This is a genomic window from Corynebacterium tuberculostearicum, assembly GCF_030229345.1.
Lineage (GTDB): Bacteria > Actinomycetota > Actinomycetes > Mycobacteriales > Mycobacteriaceae > Corynebacterium > Corynebacterium tuberculostearicum_G.
Genome location: NZ_JASPGP010000017.1, coordinates 23509 through 47698 on the forward strand (window position 1 = coordinate 23509; position 24190 = coordinate 47698).

24 protein-coding genes and 1 pseudogene are annotated in these 24190 nt (G+C 61.8%); 5 read left to right on the forward strand and 20 right to left on the reverse strand.

Annotation, left to right across the window (positions count from 1 at the left end; translation table 11 throughout):
• A complete protein-coding gene (guaA, locus tag QP884_RS10500; protein ID WP_284821977.1) occupies positions 1-1575 on the reverse strand; it encodes a glutamine-hydrolyzing GMP synthase in 1575 nt (524 codons plus the stop codon).
• Positions 1576-1608: 33 nt separating this feature from the next.
• Here guaA and QP884_RS10505 point away from each other — a divergent pair, with 33 nt between their 5' ends.
• Positions 1609-1980, forward strand: coding sequence for a hypothetical protein (locus tag QP884_RS10505; RefSeq protein ID WP_284821978.1), 372 nt, complete (start codon positions 1609-1611; stop codon positions 1978-1980).
• A gap of 111 nt (positions 1981-2091) precedes the next feature.
• Here QP884_RS10505 and QP884_RS10510 read toward each other — a convergent pair whose 3' ends face one another.
• The gene (locus QP884_RS10510) at positions 2092-3255 is read right to left on the reverse strand and encodes a GuaB3 family IMP dehydrogenase-related protein (protein ID WP_005322688.1); all 1164 of its coding nucleotides are present in this window, start codon (positions 3253-3255) and stop codon (positions 2092-2094) included.
• Between the two features lie 7 nt (positions 3256-3262).
• A complete protein-coding gene (gene guaB / locus QP884_RS10515) occupies positions 3263-4783 on the reverse strand; it encodes an IMP dehydrogenase (RefSeq protein WP_284765977.1) in 1521 nt (506 codons plus the stop codon).
• Between the two features lie 119 nt (positions 4784-4902).
• Here guaB and QP884_RS10520 point away from each other — a divergent pair, with 119 nt between their 5' ends.
• Entirely contained in the window at positions 4903-5274 is a 372-nt protein-coding gene (locus QP884_RS10520) for a DUF5319 domain-containing protein (protein ID WP_005326826.1), read from the forward strand.
• Positions 5275-5277: 3 nt separating this feature from the next.
• Here the strand turns inward: QP884_RS10520 and QP884_RS10525 are convergent, their stop codons facing one another.
• The gene (locus QP884_RS10525) at positions 5278-6033 is read right to left on the reverse strand and encodes a hypothetical protein (RefSeq protein WP_284821979.1); all 756 of its coding nucleotides are present in this window, start codon (positions 6031-6033) and stop codon (positions 5278-5280) included.
• A gap of 65 nt (positions 6034-6098) precedes the next feature.
• Positions 6099-6671 (reverse strand): sigma-70 family RNA polymerase sigma factor, encoded by a 573-nt coding sequence (locus tag QP884_RS10530; RefSeq protein ID WP_284821980.1) that lies wholly within the window; start codon positions 6669-6671, stop codon positions 6099-6101.
• Between the two features lie 306 nt (positions 6672-6977).
• On the opposite strand from QP884_RS10530, the gene QP884_RS10535 reads away from it, so the two are divergent.
• Entirely contained in the window at positions 6978-7280 is a 303-nt protein-coding gene (locus QP884_RS10535; protein WP_005326832.1) for a WhiB family transcriptional regulator, read from the forward strand.
• Between the two features lie 28 nt (positions 7281-7308).
• Here QP884_RS10535 and QP884_RS10540 read toward each other — a convergent pair.
• The 5 genes and pseudogenes from QP884_RS10540 to QP884_RS10560 all read right to left on the reverse strand — a co-directional run.
• Positions 7309-8197: pseudogene (locus QP884_RS10540) on the reverse strand (AAA family ATPase); the annotation flags it as partial.
• Positions 8198-8261: 64 nt separating this feature from the next.
• On the reverse strand, positions 8262-9878 hold the full coding sequence (gene groL / locus QP884_RS10545) for a chaperonin GroEL (protein WP_284792314.1): 1617 nt from the start codon (positions 9876-9878) through the stop codon (positions 8262-8264).
• Positions 9879-9886: 8 nt separating this feature from the next.
• Positions 9887-10180: a co-chaperone GroES gene (groES, locus tag QP884_RS10550; RefSeq protein ID WP_005322702.1), complete on the reverse strand. Its 294-nt coding sequence runs from the start codon at positions 10178-10180 to the stop codon at positions 9887-9889.
• 186 nt (positions 10181-10366) lie between these two features.
• Positions 10367-11608: an FtsX-like permease family protein gene (locus QP884_RS10555; protein ID WP_284821981.1), complete on the reverse strand. Its 1242-nt coding sequence runs from the start codon at positions 11606-11608 to the stop codon at positions 10367-10369.
• Positions 11592-12197 (reverse strand): ABC transporter ATP-binding protein, encoded by a 606-nt coding sequence (locus tag QP884_RS10560; protein WP_284821982.1) that lies wholly within the window; start codon positions 12195-12197, stop codon positions 11592-11594. The genes QP884_RS10555 and QP884_RS10560 overlap by 17 nt, the downstream gene beginning before the upstream one ends.
• A 112-nt stretch (positions 12198-12309) precedes the next feature.
• Between QP884_RS10560 and QP884_RS10565 the strand changes: the two genes are divergently transcribed.
• Positions 12310-13452, forward strand: coding sequence for a sensor histidine kinase (locus QP884_RS10565; protein ID WP_284821983.1), 1143 nt, complete (start codon positions 12310-12312; stop codon positions 13450-13452).
• Positions 13449-14084 carry a response regulator gene (locus tag QP884_RS10570; RefSeq protein ID WP_005322707.1) on the forward strand — a complete coding sequence of 212 codons (636 nt, stop codon included), beginning with the start codon at positions 13449-13451 and terminating at the stop codon, positions 14082-14084. The genes QP884_RS10565 and QP884_RS10570 overlap by 4 nt, the downstream gene beginning before the upstream one ends.
• 18 nt (positions 14085-14102) lie before the next feature.
• On the opposite strand, the gene QP884_RS10575 is transcribed toward QP884_RS10570, so the two are convergent.
• The 10 genes from QP884_RS10575 to QP884_RS10620 all read right to left on the reverse strand — a co-directional run bounded on the left by QP884_RS10575 (position 14103) and on the right by QP884_RS10620 (position 24005).
• Positions 14103-15566, reverse strand: a complete 1464-nt coding sequence (locus QP884_RS10575; protein WP_284821984.1) for a metallophosphoesterase family protein — start codon at positions 15564-15566, stop codon at positions 14103-14105.
• Positions 15567-15688: 122 nt separating this feature from the next.
• On the reverse strand, positions 15689-16117 hold the full coding sequence (locus QP884_RS10580) for a hypothetical protein (RefSeq protein ID WP_005326848.1): 429 nt from the start codon (positions 16115-16117) through the stop codon (positions 15689-15691).
• A 91-nt stretch (positions 16118-16208) separates the two neighbouring features.
• Entirely contained in the window at positions 16209-17252 is a 1044-nt protein-coding gene (gene tsaD, locus QP884_RS10585) for a tRNA (adenosine(37)-N6)-threonylcarbamoyltransferase complex transferase subunit TsaD (RefSeq protein WP_005326850.1), read from the reverse strand.
• A 9-nt stretch (positions 17253-17261) separates the two neighbouring features.
• Positions 17262-17750 carry a ribosomal protein S18-alanine N-acetyltransferase gene (gene rimI / locus QP884_RS10590; protein WP_284821985.1) on the reverse strand — a complete coding sequence of 163 codons (489 nt, stop codon included), beginning with the start codon at positions 17748-17750 and terminating at the stop codon, positions 17262-17264.
• Complete coding sequence (tsaB, locus tag QP884_RS10595) at positions 17747-18454, reverse strand: tRNA (adenosine(37)-N6)-threonylcarbamoyltransferase complex dimerization subunit type 1 TsaB (RefSeq protein WP_284821986.1); 708 nt, start codon at positions 18452-18454, stop codon at positions 17747-17749. The genes rimI and tsaB overlap by 4 nt, the downstream gene beginning before the upstream one ends.
• The gene (locus QP884_RS10600; RefSeq protein WP_284814307.1) at positions 18454-18963 is read right to left on the reverse strand and encodes a hypothetical protein; all 510 of its coding nucleotides are present in this window, start codon (positions 18961-18963) and stop codon (positions 18454-18456) included. The genes tsaB and QP884_RS10600 overlap by 1 nt, the downstream gene beginning before the upstream one ends.
• A 163-nt stretch (positions 18964-19126) precedes the next feature.
• Positions 19127-20716 carry an aspartate:alanine exchanger family transporter gene (locus QP884_RS10605; protein ID WP_284821987.1) on the reverse strand — a complete coding sequence of 530 codons (1590 nt, stop codon included), beginning with the start codon at positions 20714-20716 and terminating at the stop codon, positions 19127-19129.
• A gap of 89 nt (positions 20717-20805) precedes the next feature.
• Positions 20806-21306 (reverse strand): tRNA (adenosine(37)-N6)-threonylcarbamoyltransferase complex ATPase subunit type 1 TsaE, encoded by a 501-nt coding sequence (gene tsaE / locus QP884_RS10610; RefSeq protein WP_284821988.1) that lies wholly within the window; start codon positions 21304-21306, stop codon positions 20806-20808.
• Positions 21296-22399 carry an alanine racemase gene (alr, locus tag QP884_RS10615; protein ID WP_284821990.1) on the reverse strand — a complete coding sequence of 368 codons (1104 nt, stop codon included), beginning with the start codon at positions 22397-22399 and terminating at the stop codon, positions 21296-21298. Before alr ends, tsaE begins: the two co-directional genes overlap by 11 nt.
• Before the next feature lie 82 nt (positions 22400-22481).
• Positions 22482-24005, reverse strand: coding sequence for an ABC-F family ATP-binding cassette domain-containing protein (locus tag QP884_RS10620; RefSeq protein WP_150850432.1), 1524 nt, complete (start codon positions 24003-24005; stop codon positions 22482-22484).
• Positions 24006-24190: the final 185 nt, after the last annotated feature.

The window sequence follows — 24190 nt, forward strand, 5'->3', positions numbered from 1 at the left end:
TTACTCCCACTCGATGGTTCCCGGTGGCTTGGAGGTGCAGTCCAAGACCACGCGGTTGACGTCCTTCACCTCGTTGGTGATGCGGGTAGAAATCTTCTCCAGCACCTCATAAGGCAAACGGGTCCAGTCTGCGGTCATGGCGTCTTCCGAGGACACCGGGCGCAGCACAATCGGGTGGCCATAGGTACGACCGTCGCCCTGCACGCCAACGGAGCGGACATCGGCCAGCAGTACTACCGGGCACTGCCAAATCTGGTCATCTAGGCCGGCATTGGTCAGCTCGGTGCGAGCAATAAGGTCTGCCTCGCGTAGCGTCTCCAAGCGCTCCTCGGTTACCTCACCGATGATGCGGATACCCAAGCCCGGGCCAGGGAATGGCTGGCGGCTAACGATCTCTTCTGGCAAGCCTAGCTCGCGGCCGACGGCACGTACCTCGTCCTTAAACAGCAGGCGCAGCGGCTCGACCAGCTTGAACTCCACGTCATCTGGCAGACCGCCGACATTGTGGTGAGACTTAATATTCGCCGTGCCATCGCCGCCGCCAGACTCGACAACGTCCGGGTACAGAGTGCCTTGGACGAGGTAGTCGACGGTGGAGCCTGCGGGGGCGTCGTCAAGCACGCCTGCAACCGCGCGCTCAAAGGAACGGATAAACTCCGCGCCGATGGCCTTGCGCTTAGCTTCTGGATCGCTAACTCCTGCCAGCTTTTCCAAGAAGGCAGCGCGCTCATCCGCAGTCACCAGCTTCGCTCCAGTGGAGGTAACGAAGTCCTTTTCTACCTGCTCGCGCTCGCCGGCACGCAGCAGGCCGTGGTCAACGAAGACACAGGTGAGGCGATCTCCAATAGCACGCTGCACCAGTGCGGCCGCCACAGCGGAGTCCACACCGCCGGACAGGCCGCAAATAGCGCGGCCTTCCTCGCCCACCTGCGCGCGGACATCCGCGATGAGCTGCTCGGCGATATTATCGGCCGTCCAGTTCTGCTCTAGGCCAGCAACCTCAGTAAGGAAGCGGGTAAGCACCTCCTGGCCATGCGGCGAGTGCTGTACCTCAGGGTGGTACTGCACGCCGGCCATCTTCTTGTCTAGGCACTCCATTGCTGCAACCGGAGCACCGGCCGACGTGGCCGTAACCTCAAAGCCTTCGGGAGCGGCAGATACGGCATCGCCGTGAGACATCCACACCTTGTGGGTAGCCTCCAGGCCTTCATGAAGTACACCGCCCTTAACATTCATATCGGTACGGCCGTACTCACGCTCGCCGGTGGAAGAGACAGTGCCACCAAGCGCATGGTTCATGGCCTGGAAGCCGTAGCAAATGCCGAAAACCGGAATGCCGAGCTCAAGTAGCTCCGGCTTGAGGGCCGGGGCGCCATCGGCATATACGGAAGAAGGTCCACCCGACAAAATGAGAGCGGCTGGATCCTTTGCTTTAATTTCCTCTACAGAAGCGGAGTTGGGGACAACCTCGGAGTAAATCTTGGCCTCGCGCACGCGACGGGCAATAAGCTGCGCGTACTGAGCGCCAAAGTCCACAACGAGGACGGGGCGCGGGGTAGTATTTGGCTTAGTCACGCCCCATAGTCTAACCCACTAAACTGATAGCTTATGAAGCGCTTGACTATTGTGCTCGCCGCGGGGCTGTTGTTGTGCGGTTGTGACGCCACCCCAACTACGGCCGAGGTGGCGTCTGCGCTGGATGAACAAGGCCCGCAACAGGTGACGCTTCCGGCCGCGGAAGTCTTTGGAAGCGAGTGGGATGAGTGGGTTCCATTGTGCGGCACGCAGCAGGCAGAGCGCGTGGGGCATCCAGAAGTAGCGCAAAATTCGGTGGTTCTACGCGCGAGCGGCGAAGAGAAGGTTGTAGAGCTCAATCCCTCGGGAGTACGCGTGTGCCCAGTCCACAACTCAGGGCAATGGCGGCCAACGACGGACAAGACCACGTGGAGGCGTGAGGGCGGCTGGCAATTGGTTTCCTAAACCACTCTCCTACCTCGCCAACTGGTATCTGTTCGGCGACGAAGGAAGCCCTGAGACAAAGAAACGCGGCTGCGCCAAGAAGGCACAGCCGCGTCAGGACTCTCGCGCGGATTAGTAGCGAACGGCGAGTTCGACCTTCTGGAAGGACTTCAGGTCGGTGTAGCCACACTTGGCCATGGAACGGCGCAGCGCGCCGACCAGGTTGGTGCGGCCGAAAGGCTCGCTGGAGGGACCGTGCAGCACGGTTTCCAGCGACGGGGCGGCCGATTCTTCTGTGGCTTCGGCCGGGGTACCGGTGGTGAGGAAATCGACGTCCAAGTCGGTATCGGCCCCGGAGAACTGGACGAAGCCGCGTGGGAAACGCGGGTGTCCGGCTGTGGCAGGCCAGTACCAGCCCTTGCCGCCGGCCTCGCGGGCTTGGGCAAGCAGTGGGCCGAGAGCAACACCATCAGCGCCGCAGGCGAAGGCCTTGGCAATATTGCCGGAGTTTTCAAACTCGGTATCGGCGATGATGTGTACATAGCGGCCGCCGGTCTCGTCGAGGTAGTCGCGGCGGGCTGCGGCGGCGTCGGCAATCGCGGTGCCCATGGCCGAGTCGATGCCAACGGTCTCGGCGTTGGTGGTCACACCCGCGCCTACGATGACGCCGGCCGCGCCGGTGCGCATCAGGTGTAGCGCGGTGGTGTAGTCGGTAACTCCGCCGGCAATGACGGGAACGTCAAGGGAGCCAATGAACTCCTTGAGGTTCAGCGGCTCGCCGCCGGTAGCTACGTGCTCGGCCGAGACTAGGGTGCCCTGGATAAACAGCAACTCGGCACCGGCCGCGATGACCTTCGGGGCCATCTCGCGAGCATTTTGGGGGGATACGCGCACAGCAACGGTGACTCCGGAGTCGCGGACTTGGGAGATGCGCTCGGTAAGGAGGGCGTCGTCAAGCGGGGCGGCGTGCAGCTCCTGGATGATGGAGTTATCGCCCGGCTGCGAGTAAATGCGGGCTAGGGCGCCCTCGAGGTCCTTGTGGCGGCCCCACAGGCCCTCGGCATTAATGACGCCTAGGCCGCCCTGCTTGCCCATCTCGATGATGAACTCGGGGGTGGCGAGCGCATCAGTGGGGTGGGACACGAAGGGGATGTCGAAGGTATAGGCATCGATGTGCCAGGTGGTGTCCACGTCCTTGGAGGAACGGGTACGACGCTGCGGCACGATGGATAGTTGCTCTAGATCGAAGGTGCGGCGGGCCTCGCGGCCGATGCCAATTTCGGCGTATTCACGCATGATATTCCTAGCGGTAGTTTGGTGCTTCTGCGATTTGCTGCAGGTGGTGCGGGTGGGATTCCTTCAAGCCCGCGGCGGTGATTTGGACGAAGCGCTTGGTCTTCAGTTCGGCCAGGGTGGCGGAGCCGGTATAGCCCATGGAAGCGCGCAGGCCGCCGATAATCTGGTGCACGATGGCATCGATATCGCCGCGGAAGGGCACGCGGCCCTCGACGCCTTCCGGAACCAGCTTGTCCTCGCTGCGGACGTCGGCCTGGAAATAGCGGTCCTTGGAGTAGGAGCGCTTCTCGCCGGAAAGTCCGCGGCCCTGCATGGCGCCCATGGAGCCCATGCCGCGGTAGCGCTTGTACTGCTTGCCCTGGTAGACCACGATGTCACCGGGGGCTTCGGTGGTGCCGGCGAACATGGAGCCCAGCATGACGGTATCGGCGCCGGCCGCCAGGGCCTTGGCGACGTCGCCGGAGTACTGCATGCCACCATCGCCGATAACCGGTACACCGGCCGGTCCGGCTACTGCGGCGGCCTCCATCAGGGCCGTAATCTGCGGCGCGCCCACGCCGGCGACGACGCGGGTGGTGCAAATGGAGCCCGGGCCGATGCCGACCTTGATGGCGTCGGCGCCGGCATCGATCATTGCCTGCGCGGCCTCGCGGGTGGCGAGGTTACCGCCGATGACATCGACCTTGGAACCGAAATCCTTTTGCACGCGGGAGACCATTTCCAACACGCGGTTGTTGTGGGCGTGGGCGGAGTCGACGACGAGGGCGTCCACGCCGGCGTCGACAAGCGCGGCGGCGCGCTGGTAGGACTCCTCGCCGGTACCGATGCCGGCCGCGACCAACAGGCGGCCGGCCGAGTCCTTGGACGCGTTAGGGTACTGCTCGGTCTTGACAAAGTCCTTGACGGTAATCAGGCCGGTGAGCTTATTATCCGCATCGACGATGGGCAGCTTTTCCACCTTATTGGCCGAGAGCAGTTCTAGGGCTTCCTTCTTAGATACACCCTCGCGCGCAACGACGAGCGGCATGGCCGTCATGACCTCGCTGACCTTGCGGTCAAAGTCAGGCTCGAAGCGCATATCGCGGTTGGTGCAAATGCCCAACAGGATGCCGTCCTCGTCTACCACCGGCAGGCCGGAGATGCGGAAGCGGGCGCACAGCGCGTCTACTTCCCCGATGGTCATATCCGGGCGGGCGGTGATGGGGTCGGTGACCATGCCGGACTCGGAGCGCTTCACAATCTCTACCTGCTCGGCCTGGTCCTCGGTGGACAGGTTGCGGTGCAGCACGCCGATGCCGCCCTGACGGGCCATGGCAATAGCCATGCGGGCCTCGGTCACGGTATCCATGGCGGCCGAGGCAAGCGGGACGCCGAGGCGGATATTGCGGGTAAATTGCGCGCCGGTATCGACCTCGGAGGGCACGATATTGGATTCGGCGGGCAAAAGGAGCACATCATCAAAGGTCAGGCCGCGCAGGGCTACCTTGTTCGGGTCATCTCCACCAGTATGAATACGGTTCTCGCTCATCGAGGTCTCTCCTTAACAGGTTTAGCGGCTACCACAACTGTAGTGCGTTGCCGGCCGACGACACCATTTGGGCAGGGGGTAAATTGCCTCGGGAGGGTAAGTTCAATAGGCTCGCAGGCGTGAACTTCTTCGCCAATATGCCCCGCGATCCTTTCGCCGATGATCCGAATGACCCCGCCTCCTTCCTGGAGGAGGACGAGCAGGTCATGCCGCTTACCGACGACGACCGGATCGCCATCATCCACGACCTCGCGCTGGTGCAGAAATTCGCGTCCATCCTCGGCCCACGCGGCATCGATGGCATCTTCTTCCTGTGCGAGGATTGCCAGGAAAACCACTTCTACGAGTGGGACATTATGGCCGCCAATATGCGCGCCACCCTTGAAGGCGAGCTAGCGCCGGTGCATGAGCCAGGTGCTGAGCCGGATCCCTCCCGCTACGTACCTTGGGACTACGCGTTGGGTTACTTGGATGGCCTAGAGGGCCGCTAGCTTCTACTGCTGCTGGCCCAACTCGATGGTGGTCGTCGGCTCATCCTCAACGTTGGGGTTGGGCTGCGGGTTTGGCTGCCCCTGTTCCGTGACCACCACGGTTTCGGTGGCGTACTGAGTTTCGGTCACGGTGACCTGCTCCGGCTGCTGTTCCGGTTGCGAAGCTTCTTCCGCCACGGTTTCGGTGGCAGTCTCCGTCACGGTGTGCGGGGTGGGCTTCGGTTGCGCAGCGCGCTTTTGTTCCGCCTCGCGGTTGGCGGCTACGGCCTTTTCTTCTTTGCCTTCGGCCTCATCCAGCTTGGCACGGGCGTCCTTCATCAGTTCGCGAGCGCCTTCAATATCGCCTTCGGCCGCGCGAGATTCCATCTCTTCCAGCGTGCCGGCCAGCTCCACATTGCGGGTCTTATCGCCCTTATCAAAGGTTCCGGCGTGCAGCATGGCTCCACCGGCTCCAGCGATGACTAGGGTTGCGGCCGCCGCACCGATGAGCCCATGTACGAACGGGCCGCCGCGGCGGCGCTTGCGGGCCTGGCCTAGGTCGATGACCTCAGGCTCAGCGTCGGCGCCTTCTACCAGCGGGGCTGGAGGCATCTGCTTGTCGACGTCCCCCTTTAACTCCAGCAGCAGCTCCGCCAGGTCATCCTGGCCTTCGGAAGGGTTAGTTCCCTTCGAAAGCTCGGTGAGGAATGCATCATCATCTACCAAGGGCTGGAGCTGGTCTGCAAGGCCGTCATTATCGCCGTGGTGCTTCGGTGCCATGATGGTGTCTCTCCCCCTTCCTTTCTGTTAAAAGATATCTGCTGTACGAGTCGGCCGTTAGGCCCTTAGCGCGCAGTTTCCTGGGCGGCTTGCAGGGTCTTTCGCAATTGAGCGAGCGCTCGGTGTTGTGCGACACGAACCGCGCCTGGGGTAGAACCCACAATTTCCGCGGTCTCTTCTGCCGACAAACCGTTGAACACGCGCAGAATCACGATGTTTTTCGCCTTGTCACTTAACGTATCGAGCAAGGCGCGCATTCTGTTACTACCGTCGGCCTCCAGTGCCCACTCTTCAGGGGTGGCATCATGCGCGGAGTCCTCTGGAATTTCTTCGGTAGGGGTGGACTTATCGCGCCCCATGGCGCGGTGGGCATCGGTGACCTTATTGAACGCAATGCCGTAGACATAGGCCATAAACGGGCGACCTTTGTCCTCGTAGGAGCCAATAGAGGTGGCCACTGCAAGACAGATCTCCTGGGCTACATCCTCCGCGGTGGGTTGGCGACCGCCGCCGATGCGGGCGCGGCAGTAGCGCAGCACCTGCGGGTGAATGATCCGCAGGACTTTTTGCAGCGCTCGACGGCTGCCGTCGACGGCATGCGGGACGAGATCCGCTAGCTCCTGTTCCTTATCACTCACGTATGCACCCTCTGACATGTTTTAGACCGGTAACTAACCATATTGGCACACGGGAAGATTATGCAAAGGCAACGCGCGGCCCCAGCGCGTGCGCAACCCGAGCGGAAGAAAATTCACAAACCGTTAACCTTTGTCGTTTCCGCTGGTAAACCGTGGTACCGGAGGGGAGATCAAGGGAAGAATACCTAAAAGTCAAAAATAGGTAACCCATCGTTAACCCACGCGCGAAACACTACGTGAGGTTGCTTTCCGTAACGCTGCGGAAGCAACACAAGAATTCTCGCCCTTACAAAGGAGCTAAGTAACGTGTCTCAGCCTCATTTGCTTCCCGGTCCCACCGCTGACCTGTGGGATTGGCAGCTACAAGGCGCCTGCCGCGGAGAAAACTCGGACGTGTTTTATCACCCAGATGGCGAGCGTGGCCGTGCCCGCGCCCAGCGCGAGAACCGCGCCAAGGCCATCTGCAATTCCTGCCCGGTCATTGATCTGTGCCGCGAGCATGCTCTGCAATCCGCCGAGCCTTACGGCGTCTGGGGCGGAATGAGCGAATCCGAGCGCGTCGTTGCGCTGCGCCAGCGCCGCCGCGCCGCCGCGCCGGTCAACGCTTAAGGCAGAAGGTTAGGGGGGAGACGAGGGCGTCGGCAAGAAAGCGCCCCGTCACCGAGTCTTGCTGCTCGGCTAGGTCGGCTGGGGTGCCGCTAAAGACCAGCTGGCCGCCGGCCGAACCGGCGCCGGGGCCCAAGTCGATGGCGTGATCCGCATGCGCGAGAACGGCCAGATCGTGGTCGATGCAGATGACGGTGTGCTCGGAGTCCACCAGCTCATCCAGCAGCGTCAGAATCCGGGCGGTATCTGCCGGGTGCAGGCCGGTCGTGGGCTCGTCGAGGACCAGCACATCAGCGGTGGACTTCCTATCGCTCAGGTGCGCTGCGAGCTTGAGGCGCTGGCGCTCGCCGGAAAAGGTAGACAGCGGCTGGCCTAGGGTGACATACCCCAGGCCGACGGTGCACAGGGTATCGCAGATTTTCGCCGCGGCCGGTGCCCTCGCATTCGGGACACATGCCGCCGGTGCGCTCGAACCGGCGCACCTCCTTGGTGCCGTTGACCTCGATGGCGCCCTGGCCGGAGGCGGAGGGCACATTAAAGGAGTAGGCCGCCGGGCCGCCGGCGCGCGGGGTGGCCATGCGCGAATACAGCACGCGCAGCATGGCAGTGATATCGGTGGCGGTGCCAAAGGTGGAGCGCGAGGAGGCGGCCATGGGCTCCTGGCCCACCACGATGGCGGCCGTGAGATGCTCTAGCTTATCGACGTCCGGCCGGGCCAACGACGGCATAAACCCCTGCACGAATCCGGGGTAAGTCTCGTTAATAAGCCGCTGGGACTCGGCCGCGATGGTGTCGAAGACCAGGGAGGATTTGCCGGAGCCGGATACGCCGGTAAAGACGGTGAGCTGGCGCTTAGGGATGGACAGGGAGATATTGCGTAGGTTGTTTTCGCGTGCGCCGGTGACCTTGATGTATTCCACGGGCCTAGTCTAGGTACAACAAAACCCGTCGCGCGGGAAGCGGGGCGGGCGATGTTGGGAAGGTTTAGTGCTGGTGGCCGTGACCGGCGTCAGCAGGCTGCTCTTCCTGTGGCTTTTCCACCACGGAGGCCTCGGTGGTAAGAACCATGCGGGCCACGGAGGTGGCGTTGACCACGGCGGAGTGGGTGACCTTCACCGGGTCGATAATGCCGTTATCGATGAGGTTGCCGTACTCGAGGGTATTGGCGTTGAAGCCCTCACCGTTGGACATCTCGGCGACGCGGGAGACGACGACGGCGCCGTCGAGGCCAGCGTTTTCGGCGATCCAGTAGGCCGGGCGGGTCAGGGCGCGGGCGACGGCAAGAACGCCGACCTTGGCCTCGCCCTCAAAGCCCTCGGCGAAGGACTCGAGTTCCTTGGAAATCTGGACCAGCACGGAGCCGCCGCCGGCGATGACGCCCTCTTCAACGGCCGCGCGGGCCGCGTTGATGGCGTCTTCGACGCGCAGCTTGCGCTCGTTGACCTCGGTCTCGGTAGCCGCACCAACGCGGATGACGGCCACACCGCCGGAGAGCTTAGCCAGGCGCTCCTCGAGCTTTTCCTTGTCCCAGGTGGAATCGGTGCGCTCGATGTCGCGTCGGATGTGCTCGCGGCGTTCTTCTACTGCCTCAGCGGTGCCGCCGCCATCGACGATGACGGTGTCATCCTTGGTGATGGTCACGCGGCGGGCAGAACCGAGCACGTCAAGGCCAGCCTCGTTGAGGTTGACGCCCACCTCTGGGTCGATGACGGTGGCGCCGGTAACGACGGCCAGGTCATCCATGAATCCCTTGCGGCGCTCGCCAAAGTACGGAGCCTTAACGGCCGCGACCTTGAGCACCTTGCGGATGGAGTTGACGACGAGCGCCTGCAGCGGCTCGCCCTCGATGTCCTCCGCGATGATGAGGGTCGGGCGATTGGTCTCGGCGATCTTCTCCAGCAGCGGCAGGAAGTCCGGCAGGGAGGAGATCTTGTTGCGGACGAGCAATACTGCGGCGTCGTCCAGCACGGCGTGGTAGGTCTCTTCCTCCGTAGCGAAGTACGGGGAAAGGTAGCCCTTGTCAAAGGAAATACCCTCGGTGACGTCGACGGCGGAGTCGATGGTCTGGGATTCCTCGACGGTGACCACACCGTCCTTGCCCACCTTGTCCATGGCGCCGGCAACCATCTCGCCAACCTCCGGATCGCGGGAGGAGACGGTAGCTACCTGGGCGATTTCGGAAGAGGAGTTGACCGCGGTGGCCCGGGCCTTGAGCTCCTCGACGGCCTTTTCGGCCGCCGCCGCGATGCCGCGGTTGAGCTCGATGGGGTTGGCGCCGGCCGCTACGTTGCGCAGGCCCTCGAAGATCAGCGCCTGGGCCAGCAAGGTAGCGGTGGTGGTGCCGTCGCCAGCGATGTCATTGGTCTTGACCGCAACGGACTTGACCAGCTGCGCGCCGAGGTTCTCGAAGGGCTCCTCGATGTCGATATCGCGGGCGATGGTCACGCCGTCATTGGTGACGGTGGGACCACCGAAGGCCTTAGACAGCACGACGTTGCGGCCGCGCGGGCCGAGGGTGACCTTGACGGCATCAGCCAGCGTATCGACGCCGCGCTGGATTCCCTCGCGGGCTTCTTGGTCGAATGCAATGAGCTTTGCCATAAGTGGGCCTACTTCTCGATGACGGCGAGCAGGTCACGGGAGGACAGCAGCAGGTACTCCTCACCGTTGTACTTCAGCTCGGTGCCGCCGTACTTGGAAAAGACAACGGTATCGCCCTCGTTGACGCCTACCGGGGTGACCTCACCCTTGTCGTTGGTGCGGCCTGGGCCTACGGCAACGACGGTAGCTTCCTGTGGCTTTTCCTTGGCGGAATCCGGGATAACCAGGCCGGAAGCGGTGGTGGTTTCAGCTTCTACGATCTGTACGAGGACGCGGTCCTCGAGAGGCTTGATGTTTGCCATGATGTTTCCTCCGTAGTGTTCGTATGCGCGCCGGTATGGCGCGCGCGTGCCGGTTGTGGATGTCCAGCACAGCCGTCGTCGCGGGTGAACAACTGTGGGTCAAACAACCTGATTAGCACTCTACCCTCGTGACTGCTAACCCTCAACAATGACCCGGCCCACATTTCTACGCCCTCAGCGATCCCTTCAGTGCTCCCGTTGCCCGGCGCGCACGAAGCCGGCCAGCGCCAGCTTGACGACGCCCACAGCAATAAACATGGCACCAAAAATCACGACGAAGGCCGACCACCACAGCTCGTCTACCAGCGTTCGGGCGAAGGGGACCTGTGGGGTGAGCAGGTGGTGGAGAGGGAGGAGCGTCGCCAAGCACAGCGCGCACACCACGCCGGCCGCAGTCAGGGTGAGGCACGCCGCCTCCCCTACTTGCACGCGCGCCCAGGCCGAGGGAGTGGCGCCGGCCAGCGTGAGGCCGCGGATATCGGAGGCGATGCGCCCGCGCATCAGCAGCGAGGTAAGCACGGCGCCCACGATGCTGGGGGCAAAGACCGGCCCTAAAAGGGCGACGAAGACCTGCCACGAGGACAAGGTGCCGCCGACGCCTGCGTCGTTTCCAAAGCGCAGGCCCGAGCCGACGGCGACGATAAAGCCGCCGATGAGTACCCACGGCACGATGTGTGGGGTGGAAAAGTGCCGGCGCACGCGCACGTTGGCCCCAGCGATGCCGGCCGCGCGGGTCCATTGGTCGATGCCGGGCATGAGCCAGGGCAACAAGAGGGCGACGAGGATGACAAGCCCCATCTCGGCCGAGAGGAGGTCGCCGGGGTCATCGATGTGCAGGCACCCGTAGACCGTGCCGCCGATGGCCGCGGCCGCAAGCGCGAATTTCACCAGAAGCCACGCCGGATGTGCGGGAGTACGCGGCCGGAACACGCGGCGCAGTGGAGGCAGCGCCCCCACCACGGCCGCGGACGTGCAGACGGCTACCGCAATGGCGGTGACCTGGCCGGTTATGGCGATATCCGGCATGGGGATGCCGTCGCTGCGCAGGGCGTGCACGCACGGGGCGAGCAGAGGGCGGGCCGGCAGCACGCCGAGGAGTCCAGCGGCCGCGCTGACCGCTGCGACTTGGCCCAGAATGAACGCAACAATCATCCACCCGGGCATGCCCACCATGCGCCAGGAGCGGTAGACCGGCTCGCGCTCGGAGATGATAAGGCGCATCTGCGATAGCGTCACCAACACCACCACGCACAGGGCCATGCCGAGCACCGTGCCGCCCAGCGGGCCGGCGGGATTTTCTTCAGCGTCGGAGGAGGCCACCAGCATGGCCAGCGCCAGCGTGCACGAGGCGGAAGACACCACCAGGGTCAGCGCCACGGCCAGCCACGAAAGCCAATTGGACTGTAAGTCCTTAAGCCACACCAGCATGGGCCGCCTCCTCTAAGGAGATGATCCTGTCGGCCGCCTCAGCGGCGAGGTGCGAGTGAGTCACCATGACCACGCTGGCACCATCGCGGGCGGCGGCGCGCAGGTGGGAAAGTACGGTGGATGCGGTGGCATCGTCAAGCGCGCCCGTAGGCTCATCAGCGAAGATATAGGGCGCCTGGGCCAGCAGTACCCGGGCGACGGCCACGCGTTGCTGCTGCCCGCCGGAAAGCTGCGCGGGCAGGCGGCGCTCCAGCCCAGCAAGGCCGAGCGAGTCAAAGACCTCCGCCACCTGGCCGCGTGCAGGGCGCCGGCCGGAAAAGCGCGCGGTCAAGGTGGCATTGCGCTGCGCGTTGAGGGATTCCAGCAGGTTATAGTCCTGGAACACAAAGGCCCGCTGCTTGCGCCCCGGCGCATTGACTCGGCCGGAGGTGGGCTTATCCAGCCCGGATAACAGGTTCAGCAGCGTGGTTTTCCCGCTGCCGGAAGGTCCCATGATGGCGACGAATTCGCCCGCGGCGATGGACACAGTGACGCGATTGAGCACGGTGTGGCGGCCGTAGCGCTTGCTGAGGTTATCTGCTTTTAACATGCCCTTGATTCCACTCGGCCGCGCAGAAGAAAGACATGGAGTGGGCCGCCCAGAAAATGGTAGAGCTAGCTCTACTGCCCCCACCGCGGCAGGGCGGCTAGGCTCATGGGTTATGCGAACCCTCAAAGCCTGCGCGTGGAGCCTCGTCCTCGGCGCGCTATTTATCCCGGCGTTGGTGGTTTCGGTGCTGATGCTGCCGTGGATTCCGCTGGTGGGACGCGCCGCGGAATTTGTCGGCCGGTTGGGTGCGAACTGGATGGGCGTGGAGATCCCACCCCGGCGCGCGGGACGGTGGTTTGATTGGCAGCAGTTTTATCACCTTATTGTGCAGCTATTGATTTCGGCTGCCTGCTTTGCCGCGTGGACTGCCGTGGGTTTTACGGCGGGCGTGCTGGCAATTGCGCCGTTCGTACCAAATACCGAATTCTCCTTTGGCGGGTGGTCTACCTCCAACCGTCCGCTCATTTTCTTTACCTGCTGGCTTACCGCGGCGTTGCTGGTGGCTTTATTGGTAGGGCTTAACCGCCTGTTGGTCTTGGCGTCGACCTCGCTGACCCGGCTGGCGTTGAGCCCTTCGGCCGAGGAGTTGGCGGCCTCGCGTGCCACGCTTATCGATGCCTTTTCCGGCGAGCGCCGCCGCATCGAACGCGAGCTGCACGATGGTCCGCAGCAGTACCTCACTGCGCTCAAGCTCAACTTGGCCGCAGCGAAATTGCAGGCCCCTCCCGAGGCGCAACCGGCCCTGGCCGATGCGGAACATAACGCCTCATTGGCCTTGGCCTCCCTGCGGGCGACGGTGCGTGGCATTGCCCCGCAGGTGCTTTTCGACGCCGGACTTATCCCCGCCCTCGACGAACTCCTCGCCCACTCCGGGCTGGAGACCGAACTACACGTCGAAGGCGCCGAGCGCTCCGTGGATGAGACCACTGCCCTGCTGGCTTACCACGCGGTGGCCGAGGCGCTTACCAATGCTTCCAAACATGGCGCGGCCACCCAGGCGACGGTAACAGTTGCTTTTGGGGACACGCTGCGCTTAGACATCGTTGATAATGGCACCGGACCCTGCCCCGGCCCCGGAGCTGACCTCGGTCCCACGGCCAAGGAGCCAGCTGAGACGGGCACCGGTCTCGCCGGGTTGCGCGAACGCGCCGCCACACTGGGCGGCACGGTGAACTTTTCCGCAGCAGATGACGCGGCTGCGCGCGAACGCGGTGGTCGGCTGCAGGTCGAATTACCGCTGAAGGAGGCGGAATGAAACTACTACTGGCGGAAGATTCCGCGCTGCTGCGCGCGGGGCTCGAGCAGCTACTTAGCGCCTTGGGCCATAGCGTTACGGCAGCCACGGATGCCGAAGAACTGCGCGCTATTGCCGGGCAGGAAGATTTTGACCTCATTATCAGCGATGTGCGCATGCCACCGACCATGACCGACGATGGCTTGCGCGCCGTGCATGACCTGCGAGCGGCCAATCCCACCCAGCCGGTGGTGGTGTTGAGCCAATACGTAGCGGCAAGCTACCTCGACCAACTCTTGGAGCACGGCGGCTTTGGCTACCTGCTCAAGGAGCGCGTTTCTGATGTGGAAGAATTCGTGCGCACGCTAGACGAGGTCGCCCGCGGCGGCACCGTGGTGGACCCCGAGGTGGTCACAGCGTTACTGTCGGCGCGGCGTACTGGTTTAGCCCAGCTCACCGCCCGCGAGCGGGAGGTACTGGGGCTTATGGCCCAAGGATTGAGCAATAAAGAAATTGAAGACACGCTCGTTCTTACCGCCGGAGCGGTAAGCAAGCATGTCTCCAATGTGTTTATGAAGCTCGGGTTTCGGCCCGAGGATTCCAACCGGCGGGTCAAGGCCGTATTGGCGTGGCTGCGCCATACGGAGCGCTAGCCAATGGGGCGACGCTAGCTACTTCTTCGAGCTGAGCCCGCCGAAAATATCGCTGGAGCTCAGGGAGCTGCCGTCCTTCGGATCCTTAGGCACCGCCGGGGTGTCTGGGTCGGTGGACTCGGCGGAGTCGGCGGGGTTGGTGGCGTCGTCGGCAGGCGCAGCGCCGCGATCCTTCTTCTTGAGGGAAACCTTGTCCACCAGCGTGTTATCGCCTTCGTTGAAGGTGGTGAAGGTGAGCTTGTCATCGGAGACGTCCACGCGCATGTAGTCCTCGGTGTAGTCCTGGCGCCACATGGCGGTGGATTCGTGGGCAAGCTTTGGATCGATGGTCTCCATGCGCGCGCCCTTGTGCTTTTTGTTATTCACGTCGGTGAAGTCGTAGTACTTGCCGCCGCCCGCGGTGGTGGTGGTCAGGTACAGCGCCTCGCCATCCTTGGGCTCGAGAACATCGCCGCGCTGCGGCTTCTTTTCAGGCAGGACCGGCTTGTTGTTCTTCATCAGGTGGCTGCGGGTGTAGATGTGGTCGTGGCCGGAGAGCACGGCATCGACATTGAGTTCAGACAGCACCGGGGTGAGCTTCTCGCGCAGGTTGGTGACGTCCTTATCAAAGTGATGCGAGCCCTGGGAGTACGGGCCGTGGTGCATGCCGACGACGATCCAGTCATTATCCGCGCCGCGGGATTCGATGGCCTCACGCAGGAACTGCTCGTGGCGGGCGATATCGGCGTCGGAAGAAGCATTGGAGTCCAGGCCGATGAAGAGTACGTTATTGCGTTCGAAGTAGTGGTCGCGGATATCGTCCGCTTGGTGTGGGTTGGAGAAATGCTCATCATGATGCTTCATGGTGAGGTTATAGGTCTCGTGATTTCCCGGGACCGTGTTGGTGGGGATGTGACGGATCTCCGGGGCGGAGAAGTATGCATCGTACTGCGGTACCTGCGCACCCCAACCCTCCACCTGGTCACCCAGGGACCAGATCATGCTGGCATTCGGCACGTGGGAGGCCGCGTGACCAATGGTCTTGCGCCACTGTTCGGCTTGGTCATCCACCTTGAGGTCCACGCCGATCTGCGGGTCAGCGACGGTAAGGAAAGACCAGTCATCGCCATTGGAGCCGGTGTTAAAAGTCTCTGGCTCGGACCAGCCGCCTTCCTCGGATCCGACGCGGTAGGAGTACTCCGTATCCGGCTGCAGGTTGGTAGCGGTGGCGAACTGGGACTTATACAGCAGGGCGCCGTAATCGCGCTCATCGGCGCGGAAGGTCGTGGTGCCTTCTGGGCCGGTGATCTCGAGGACCTCGTCTGCCTTGGACTTCGTGCGCCAGGTGACCATGACCTGGGATTCATCCTCGCCCGGTTGCAGGATGGTGCGGTAGATGGGCGAGTCAGCGGCCAGCGCCGGGGTGGCGGGCACGATGGCGGTGGCGCCACCTACTGCGAGGGCGGTGGCGAAGGAGGCGACGAAGCGCGACGAACGGAGCATACAGTTTTCACCTTTGGTGTCTTAGAAGAAGCGGTACGGCTCCCTAGAACACCATAAGAATGTGAACACCGTATTACGAGCGCGCGAAAAACGCTTGAACCCTACCTGTGAGGGGCTGGGGTTTAGAGGCTCTTATCGGAGTTGATAACGGCCGCGCGCCAGAGGGTGTATTCCTCCGGGTTATCTTCGCGGTAGTTCTTCACTGCGCGAATGCCCTGTTCCACGGATTCGATGACGGTATCGATGGTGGTGTCTTCGCCCTCGGCATCAACGAAAATGACGGGGCCGCAGATGGAGCGGATGGGGTCCTGCAGGAAGGCGGCGTTGCCGGTGGCGGCTGCGTTGCGTGCCAGGGAGGCTACCGGGTTCGGCTCGGCGCCTTCGGCCTTGGCCTCGGGGTTGTAGAGCGCGGCGTAGGTGGTGCCATCTTCCTGGAAAACAACGGAGACGCGGTCCTCGGTGGTGCCGCCCAGGAACTGGTTGGCGTGCTCCAGCTCGAACTCGAGCTTGCGGCGGGTGAGATCAGGGTTGACAAGGAAACCGACGGTCATGAGAGAAAGCTCCTTCATAAAGCCAAGAGGGCATGAACGCTCTTTAGAGTACCGGCCCCCTGCCCCGCCTGCAGCGCGGGCGAGAAGAACTTTAGGTTAACTGCGGCTCTTCCACATCCAGCTGGGTATCGGTGCCCACGCCAAGGCCAGAGGGCTGGGCGCCTTCGTGGATGAGCTGCGCGCCGATGGCCGCGATCATCACGCCGTTATCGGTGCACAGGGAAAAGCGCGGCACGCGCAGCTCTACTCCAGCGGCGGCGCAGCGCTCGGCGGCCAGCTCGCGCAGGCGGGAATTAGCGGCCACGCCGCCTCCCAAAAGCAGCACGCGGGCGCCGGTGTCCTCGCAGGCACGCACGGCCTTGGCGGTCAGGACATCGGCCACGGCTTCTTGAAAGCTGGCGCAGACATCTTCCACGCTGATGGTCTCCCCTGCCTTTTCGGCGCGCTCCACATAGCGGGCCACGGAGGTCTTGAGCCCAGAGAAGGAGAAGTCGTGGCGGTGCGGGCCGCGCAGATCCTCGGCGCGGGACATGCCGCGCGGGAAATCGATGGTGGCCTCGCCGCGGGCAGCGAGCTTATCAATCACCGGACCGCCCGGGTAGCCCAAACCAAGGAGGCGGGAGACTTTGTCGTAGGCTTCACCGGCGGCGTCGTCAAGCGTAGAGCCCAACTCGCGCATGGGCTTGCCGACGGCCTCTACTTCCAACAACTGTGTATGCCCGCCCGAGACCAAGAGGGCCACCGAGTGCGGCAGCTCTTCGCCTTCTAGGTTGGCCACGGCAACGTGGCCGCCGAGGTGGTTAACGCCGTAGAAAGGTACGCCCCAAGCCGCGGCATAGGCCTTGGCGGCCGAGGCTCCCACCAGCAAGGCACCGGCTAGACCCGGCCCCACGGTGGCGGCGATGGCATCCGGCTTTTCGATGCCCGCCTCATTCAGCGCTGCTTGCATGACCTGCGGCATGGCCTCAAGGTGGGCACGGGAGGCGATTTCCGGGACGACACCGCCGAAACGCGCGTGCTGCTCCATGGAGGAAGCAACGGCGTTAGCGATGATCTCCATGTGGCCGTCCTCGCGCAGCTCGACGATGCCCACGCCGGTTTCATCGCAGGAGGACTCGATACCCATGATCTTCATGACTGCTCCTTAATCTTCTGGGCGCTCGGACTGGCGCGGGCGCACCATCACGTGCGCATCCGCCCCGGAAGGTTGGTAATAGTTCTTGCGGATCCCCTGCTTGGCAAAGCCGTAGCGCTCATACAGGCCGATAGCGGGATCATTGCCCACGCGAACCTCGAGGAAGACCGGGGCGTCCTTGAGATCCGCGATGTGGCAGATATTGTCCATCATCATCCGCGCGATGCCGCGGCGCTGCGCGGCGGGGTCGACGCCAATGGTGTGGATTTCAAACTCCGGGTCCGCGGCCGGGCCCATCATGCCGATGCCCGCATAGCCCAACAGCTTTACGGTCGCCGGTTCCTCGATCGCACCTTCCACCCCGAAATAGAAGTTGAAGGGCTGGGCCATTTCTTCCCGGAAAATCCGGCTGGACCACGGAGTTTCGCCTGGGAAAAGGACCTCTTCCAGCTCGGCGCACCGAGGTGTATCGGCCGGGGTCAGCTCGCGTAGCTTCACAGCTCGACCTTCGGGATGGCGGCAGAAAGCTGTTGCTGCTTCGGCGGGACCGCATCCGGGCGGCGTAGGTACAGCGGCACGACGGGAGCCGGTTCTGCCTCGAGGTCGGCCGCGGCAACGAGGGCCGACGCGGTCGGATGGGCCGCGCGGTGTGGAAGGGTGGCAAGCTTCTCGGGGAGTTGCTCAGCAAGGCGGTCAGGAATGATGACCTCGGCGGTGGAGGCAAGTTCCACTTCGAGTTCGGCCGGTTTCGTCACCGCAGGACCAGAAATGCGCTGCACGCCGGAGTCGGTAGCGCGGTAAGTGGCCCAGTAAATCTCCTTGCGGCGAGCATCGGTAGCTACCAAGGCGGTGGCTTCGTCGGCCGCGGCGGCAGGATCTACGTGAAGCTCGGCGGCGGCCGCGATGGCATCGTGGGTGCAGATGCCGTGGAGGGGGATAGAGAGGGCGTCGGCAAGCGCGGAGGCCGTCGCCATACCCACGCGCAACCCGGTAAATGGACCCGGGCCCACGCCGGTGACCACCGCATCGAGATCGGAATACTCCATGCCCGCTTCTGCGAGGACCTCGGTGATGGTAGGAATGAGCAGCTCATTATGCGCGCGGGTATCCTCCAACACACGCTCGGTGGTCTGCCCGGTGGCGGTATCCACTACCCCGGTAACCAGGGCGGTGGTGGCCGTATCGATCGCGAGGACGCGCATTAGGCGACCATCTTCCAGGTGCCATCCTCGCGCTGGAAGCCCAGCGGCTGGGTGCCCTGGATCATGGGAACGCCGCCATCAAGGCTCTGGCCCTGCTGCTCCATGGCCTTGACCTGCATGTCAATCATCTCGCACACCTCGACCTTCTCCGGATCCAGCTCTTCGATGAAGGGCTTAGCGCTCTGGGAAATGGCTACCGCGTAGCTCTTGCCTTCCGGCACCGCACCGTCTTCAAAGGTGATGTTCTCGGTATCGATCTGTGCCTCTTTAACCTTGTCTTCACGCATGCCCGGGCAGATGAAACCAATGGCAGGGTATTCCTCGCCATAGACGTCGGTGGGCATGACGGTCATGACCTCCAAGTTATTTGGCGCCTTGGCCAGCGTGGAGGAGAGGTTTCCCTCTAAGTGGTTTTCCTCGCGCAGTGTGGAGGAAGCAAGAAGAACCATCATGACAACGATAAAGATGGCGATGATGGCGGCGGTGAGGTTGCGAGCGAAATTAGTCATGGGGTGAGTATGGCTCCTTGAAAAATGTTTAAGTATCAGGCGGGCGGCGGTAGTTCTGGCAACCGATGCTACCTGGTTCACCGCAACACAAAACCCACAGGGTAGTGCCTGCCAGTGTAGGCGGGCGACCCTGTGGGTGAGTAATTAACGCGCGAGATTGCCGCTATAGCAACAGCAAGAGCAATACCTGCGAGGCAATAATCTTGCCGATAATTGTGGTGGGATAGACCGTGGCCCATCCGCGGCCGGCCAGCTCGGTGCCGGTTTGATCACGAATATAGGCAAAGACTGCGGGGTTGGTGGTCATGCCGGCCGCACAGCCCATGGCTTCGTCCCACTTGAGCTTCAGCACCAGCATGCCGATGACGCCGATCAGGATGGCGGAGACCAACGTGATGATAAGGCCCACGCCCATGATGGTCAGGGAGGATGGATCCGTCAGGGCATCGCGGAAGGAGGCGCCGGCCGAAGTGCCCACGCCGGCGAGGAACAAGGTAAGGCCCATATTGGACAAGGTCTCACGGGTGTGGAATGGCATCTGCCAGTTCAACGGGCCGGTACGGTTGAGGTAGCCCAAGAGCAGGCCGACGACCACGGGGCCGCCACCAAAGCCCAGCTGCAGGGTGGAACCGCCCGGCATCGGAATCGGAATGAGGCCAAGCAGCATACCCAAGGACAGGCCGATGGCCATGGACAACAGGTCCGCATTACCCAACGCGGCCTCAGAGTCGCCGAGGTATTTGCGCACGTACGGCAGGCGGCTCGGGCTGGTGACCACGCGAACGCGATCCGAGTAGTTGAGCACGGTGTCCGGGTGCGGGACGAGGTCCTTATCGCCCTTACGGATACGAGCGATGATGAAGCCGTGGTCGAGGGCCTTGATCTCGCGGACAGACTTACCGGCAATTTCCGGGTTGGACACGGTAACGCGACTGTACTTGAGACCGGCTTCCTCGGTCAGCTCCACTGGGTGTTCCTCACCCAAGATCTCAATGGCCTTGTCGACGGCCTCTTCGGAGCCATTGAGCAGGTATGCTTCACCCTCGCACAGTGGCATTTCCGGGACGGCGAGGCGATGGCGTTCCTCATCGGAGATGATACGAGTAGCCACCACGGTCTGGCCGGTAACGCGGTAGATATGGCCAGCGGTGTCATTGAAGTTCTTGGTCAGGCGCACGCCTTTGGCTACGAGCTCGGCGGGAATCATGCCCTCTGCGCGGGCATCTTCCTCATGGTTGGCTTTGACAACCTTGGCGCCGATGGCGGCGACGAGAATCGCGCCGATTACCGCACCTGGGTAGGCCAAGGAGTAGCCAACGACCGGAGTGGAATCGCCCACCATTTCCACCACAGCGGCCATGCCCGGCGTGGAGGAGAGCGAACCGGCGAACATGCCGACGGCCTCTGGCACGCTCAGGCCAAAGCCACGGATGAGGCCATAGCCAACCGCAACCAAGACAACCAACATGCCCAGCATGAAGACGGTGAGCTTCCAGCCGCGGGTTTTAAACTCGCGAACAAAGGAGGGCCCGAAGCTGAGGCCAATGGCATAAACGAAGATCGCCAAGCCAAATTGATAGACCAGCGGCGGAATTTGGATATCCGGATTGGCAGTAGATAGACCCAGCGCCACAAACATCGCAGCCGCGGCACCGAGAGAGATGCCGAAGATCTTGATCTTGCCAATCGCTAGACCCACCGCCATGATGACGAAGAGAGAAAGCAAAGGACTTGAGGCGAGAAAATTCAACACCTTAATAGAATTACGTAGTGGTTATACCCGGATCAAGTCAGCGGTCTGGGATATTCATCACTTAATCCCCCTTAAGGTCAAGATATGTGCTATACAACACCTTGCCAAGACCATGTGAAGCGGCGAACATCCTCTTCTGCGCCGGCATAGTCCACCGGCTCGCGGTCAATGCTGATAAATAGGTAGCGCTCCGCAATCTGCTCTACTAGTCCCCCGCCCCATTCGGCAATAACCACGGCGTCCTCTAGCTCCGTGTCCAGATCCAGCGCGTCGAGCTCTCCTAGCGGATCCCCGGAATTAGCACCGCCTTCATCGAGCAGGCGGTAGGCATCCACATGCACAAGGTCTGGTCCACCCACCGTGGAGCGATGCACGCGGGCGATAACAAAGGTCGGCGAGGTAACGCGACCTTTAACGTGCATGCCCTTGGCGACGCCCTGCGTCAGCGTCGTCTTCCCAGCCCCCAACGGACCATCCAGGATCACTACATCGCCGGCTTCAAGCGCCGCACCTAGCTCTTCACCAAAGGCATAGGTTTCTTCCACCGTGGATAGGTCGCGGCTGCCAGATTCCGGAAAGCTACTGCGCATCTTCTTCTCCTATATATTCGCGTTCGGTGCGGCCATCGGGCAGGCACACCACCTCATAGTTGATGGTGCCTGCTGCCGCGGCGAGATCCGTAGCCGATACTCCCCCGTTGCCAAAGATCACGGCGTCTTGCCCTGTGTCCACGCCATGCGGGTTCTCACCTAAGTCCACCACAATCTGATCCATGCAGATTCTTCCTACCTGCGGGTAGAGGTGCCCACCAATGCCCACGCGCAGGTCGCCCTGATAGCCGCGCGGCAGACCATCGGCATAACCACAGTCCACTGTGGCCAAAAATCCCGGCTTATCCGCCTTCCAGGTCAATCCGTAGCACGTACCCTCTCCCGGTTTGATGGGCTTGACGTTAAAAATCTGCCCGGACCAGGTCATGGCCGGGCGCAAGCCGTGTTCGCGTCCTTCGATGGGCTCCAAGCCATAGCAAGCGGCGCCTACGCGCACCTGCTCGAAATAAGAGGAAGGACGCGTCAGTACGGCAGGTGAATTGGCCAGGTGATTGACTGGGCATTCCAAACCAATCTCACGCGCGAGCTGCAAGGCCGTGCGGAACGCCTCTTCCTGGGCGTCATTGTGCGGATTATCCGGCTCATCGGCACACGCAAAGTGGGACATGAGCCCAAGCACCTTGATGTGCGGGGCATCGCGCAACACCTTAAAGGTCTCTGCCCAATCCTCTTCATCCACACCGGAGCGGTGCATGCCGGTTTCCACCTTGACGTATACCTCAGCAGGAAAATCGGCCTTGACCAGCTTATGCGCCTGCTCAAGGGAGTTGACCGCTACCTCGATTCCATTGGCCAAGGCTTCTTCGAGAATTTCATCTGTTTGCCAAATCCACGCCACGATGGGCGCATCCACGCCCGCGCGGCGCAGGTCCACCGCCTCCCGCAGGGTGGCCACGCCAAAGCAATCCGCACCGGCGCGCGCCATCACCGGCACAACCTTGGCCGCGCCGTGCCCATAGGCATCGGCCTTGACCACGCACATGAGCTTGACCTCAGGCCCCACCTTTTCCTTGATGAGGCGGACGTTGTGCGCAATGGCGGAGAGATCAATCGTGGTTTTCAGCATGCCCACCATTGTGCCACTGCTCACCCTTGGGCTGAATTCGGGCGGGGTGTGGCGCACTGACTCGCGATACCTCCACCTTGGAGTCGGCTCATCCAATGTCCTCTATAGAAACTTGCCTCGTAAGTTTGATCCGCGAGCAGAAATCTTCATCATGGCTAACCACTAGCAATGCGCCCCGATAGTTTTTCAAAACTGAGACCAACCAATCAACAGTTGAAATATCAATGTTGTTAGTCGGCTCATCGAGCATTAGCAATTGCGGCGCCGGATCCGCTAAGAGCACTCTGGCGAATTCCGCCCTAAATCTTTCGCCTCCCGAGAGGGTCCCTGTCAACGCATGAACCGAGTCAGATTGAAACAACAACTGAGCTAGCTGATCACGGATGAACTGCGGATCCTCTCGTGGATTCGCGTTGGTAACCACGTCCCATACGCTTAGAGAAGGATCTAATCCAATTCGTTGACGCAAATACCCCGAGTTGCCGATCACGTAGCCCGCCTCACCGGAGTTAATTCGGTTTAAGAGCGTGGTCTTGCCACTTCCATTTGGTCCTGACAAGCGCACCCGTTCTGGGCCGACAATCGTCAGCCCAGGAATCGAAATAACCCGCTTTCCTTCCGGCAGCTCAGTTTGTGGCAGCTCGATATAGACCGAATCATCATCTCGTATGTTTCGCTCAGCTCGAGCTAAAGAGCGTTGGGCCGCTTCAACTGCGCCTGAATGGATTTGCGCTCTGCGTGATGCCGTCTTTTCGGATCGCTGCTTATCAAGCTTCATCGTCATGCCTGGTTTGCGCTTCGACTCCGCGAACTTCTTTCCACGGCGCGCATCACGCGCAATTCGTGTTTGCATTGCTTGTTGTTCGCGGAGTTGCTGCTTATAAGTCGCCTTGGCGGTAGATACTGCTTTCTGAGCTACTTCCTGTTCTGCATTAATCGTGGCTAGGTAGTCGGAATAGTTGCCTTGGAAGAAGCGTAGGTTCCCATCCCTTAATTCCGCTACCTCGGAAACTACATCCAACAGGTCTTTGTCATGGCTTACCACTAGCACCGGCGCCGCGGCATTTACCAACATATCTTTCAGATGCTTCTTAGCAGTTCCGTCGAGGTTATTGGTCGGTTCATCGAGGATAATGAAATCCGGCTCGGACAAGAAAACCGCCACCAAAGCGACGCGGACCGCTTCGCCTCCAGAGAGGCTTTTGATAGGGCGGTCCAACGGGATATCCAATCCGGCGGCGGAAAGGGCAGCGGCAATGCGCTCACCGACGTCCCATTGCTCCCCAATTAACTCATAGAGTTCTGGTTCATACTCACCGGCTTCGACTGCGGAAATCGCCGTGAGCACTTGGGTGACACCGAAGATGTCTGCTACTACATCATTTTCATTCCAAGCAAGGTCTTGTGGCAGGTACGCTATCGATTCCGGCTTTTCCACCGTTCCAGCAGTAGGCAAGATTTTGCCAAGGATGACGTTTAACAGAGATGTCTTTCCTGCACCATTATCCCCAATCAGCGCAGTTAAAGGGCCAGAAAAGGCACCGTTTAGGCCACTGAAGCAGGTTGTGCCATCGGGCCATACTAGGGAAAGGTCGTTCAATAAAATAGGCATGCTTAAATCCGTTCTTCCTTTAGTGTTTTACGCAAAAACACGACGGATGAGCACTGCCTACTCCTTTCACCGACAACAATTGCTCCCAATAGCATAACAGTTTCAAGCCTTGAGTTCAGAGGGTCGTTGCAACACTTTCCCTTAGGAGGGTGTTGTTGTGTCTGGGGTTGTCGGCCCGTTTCATT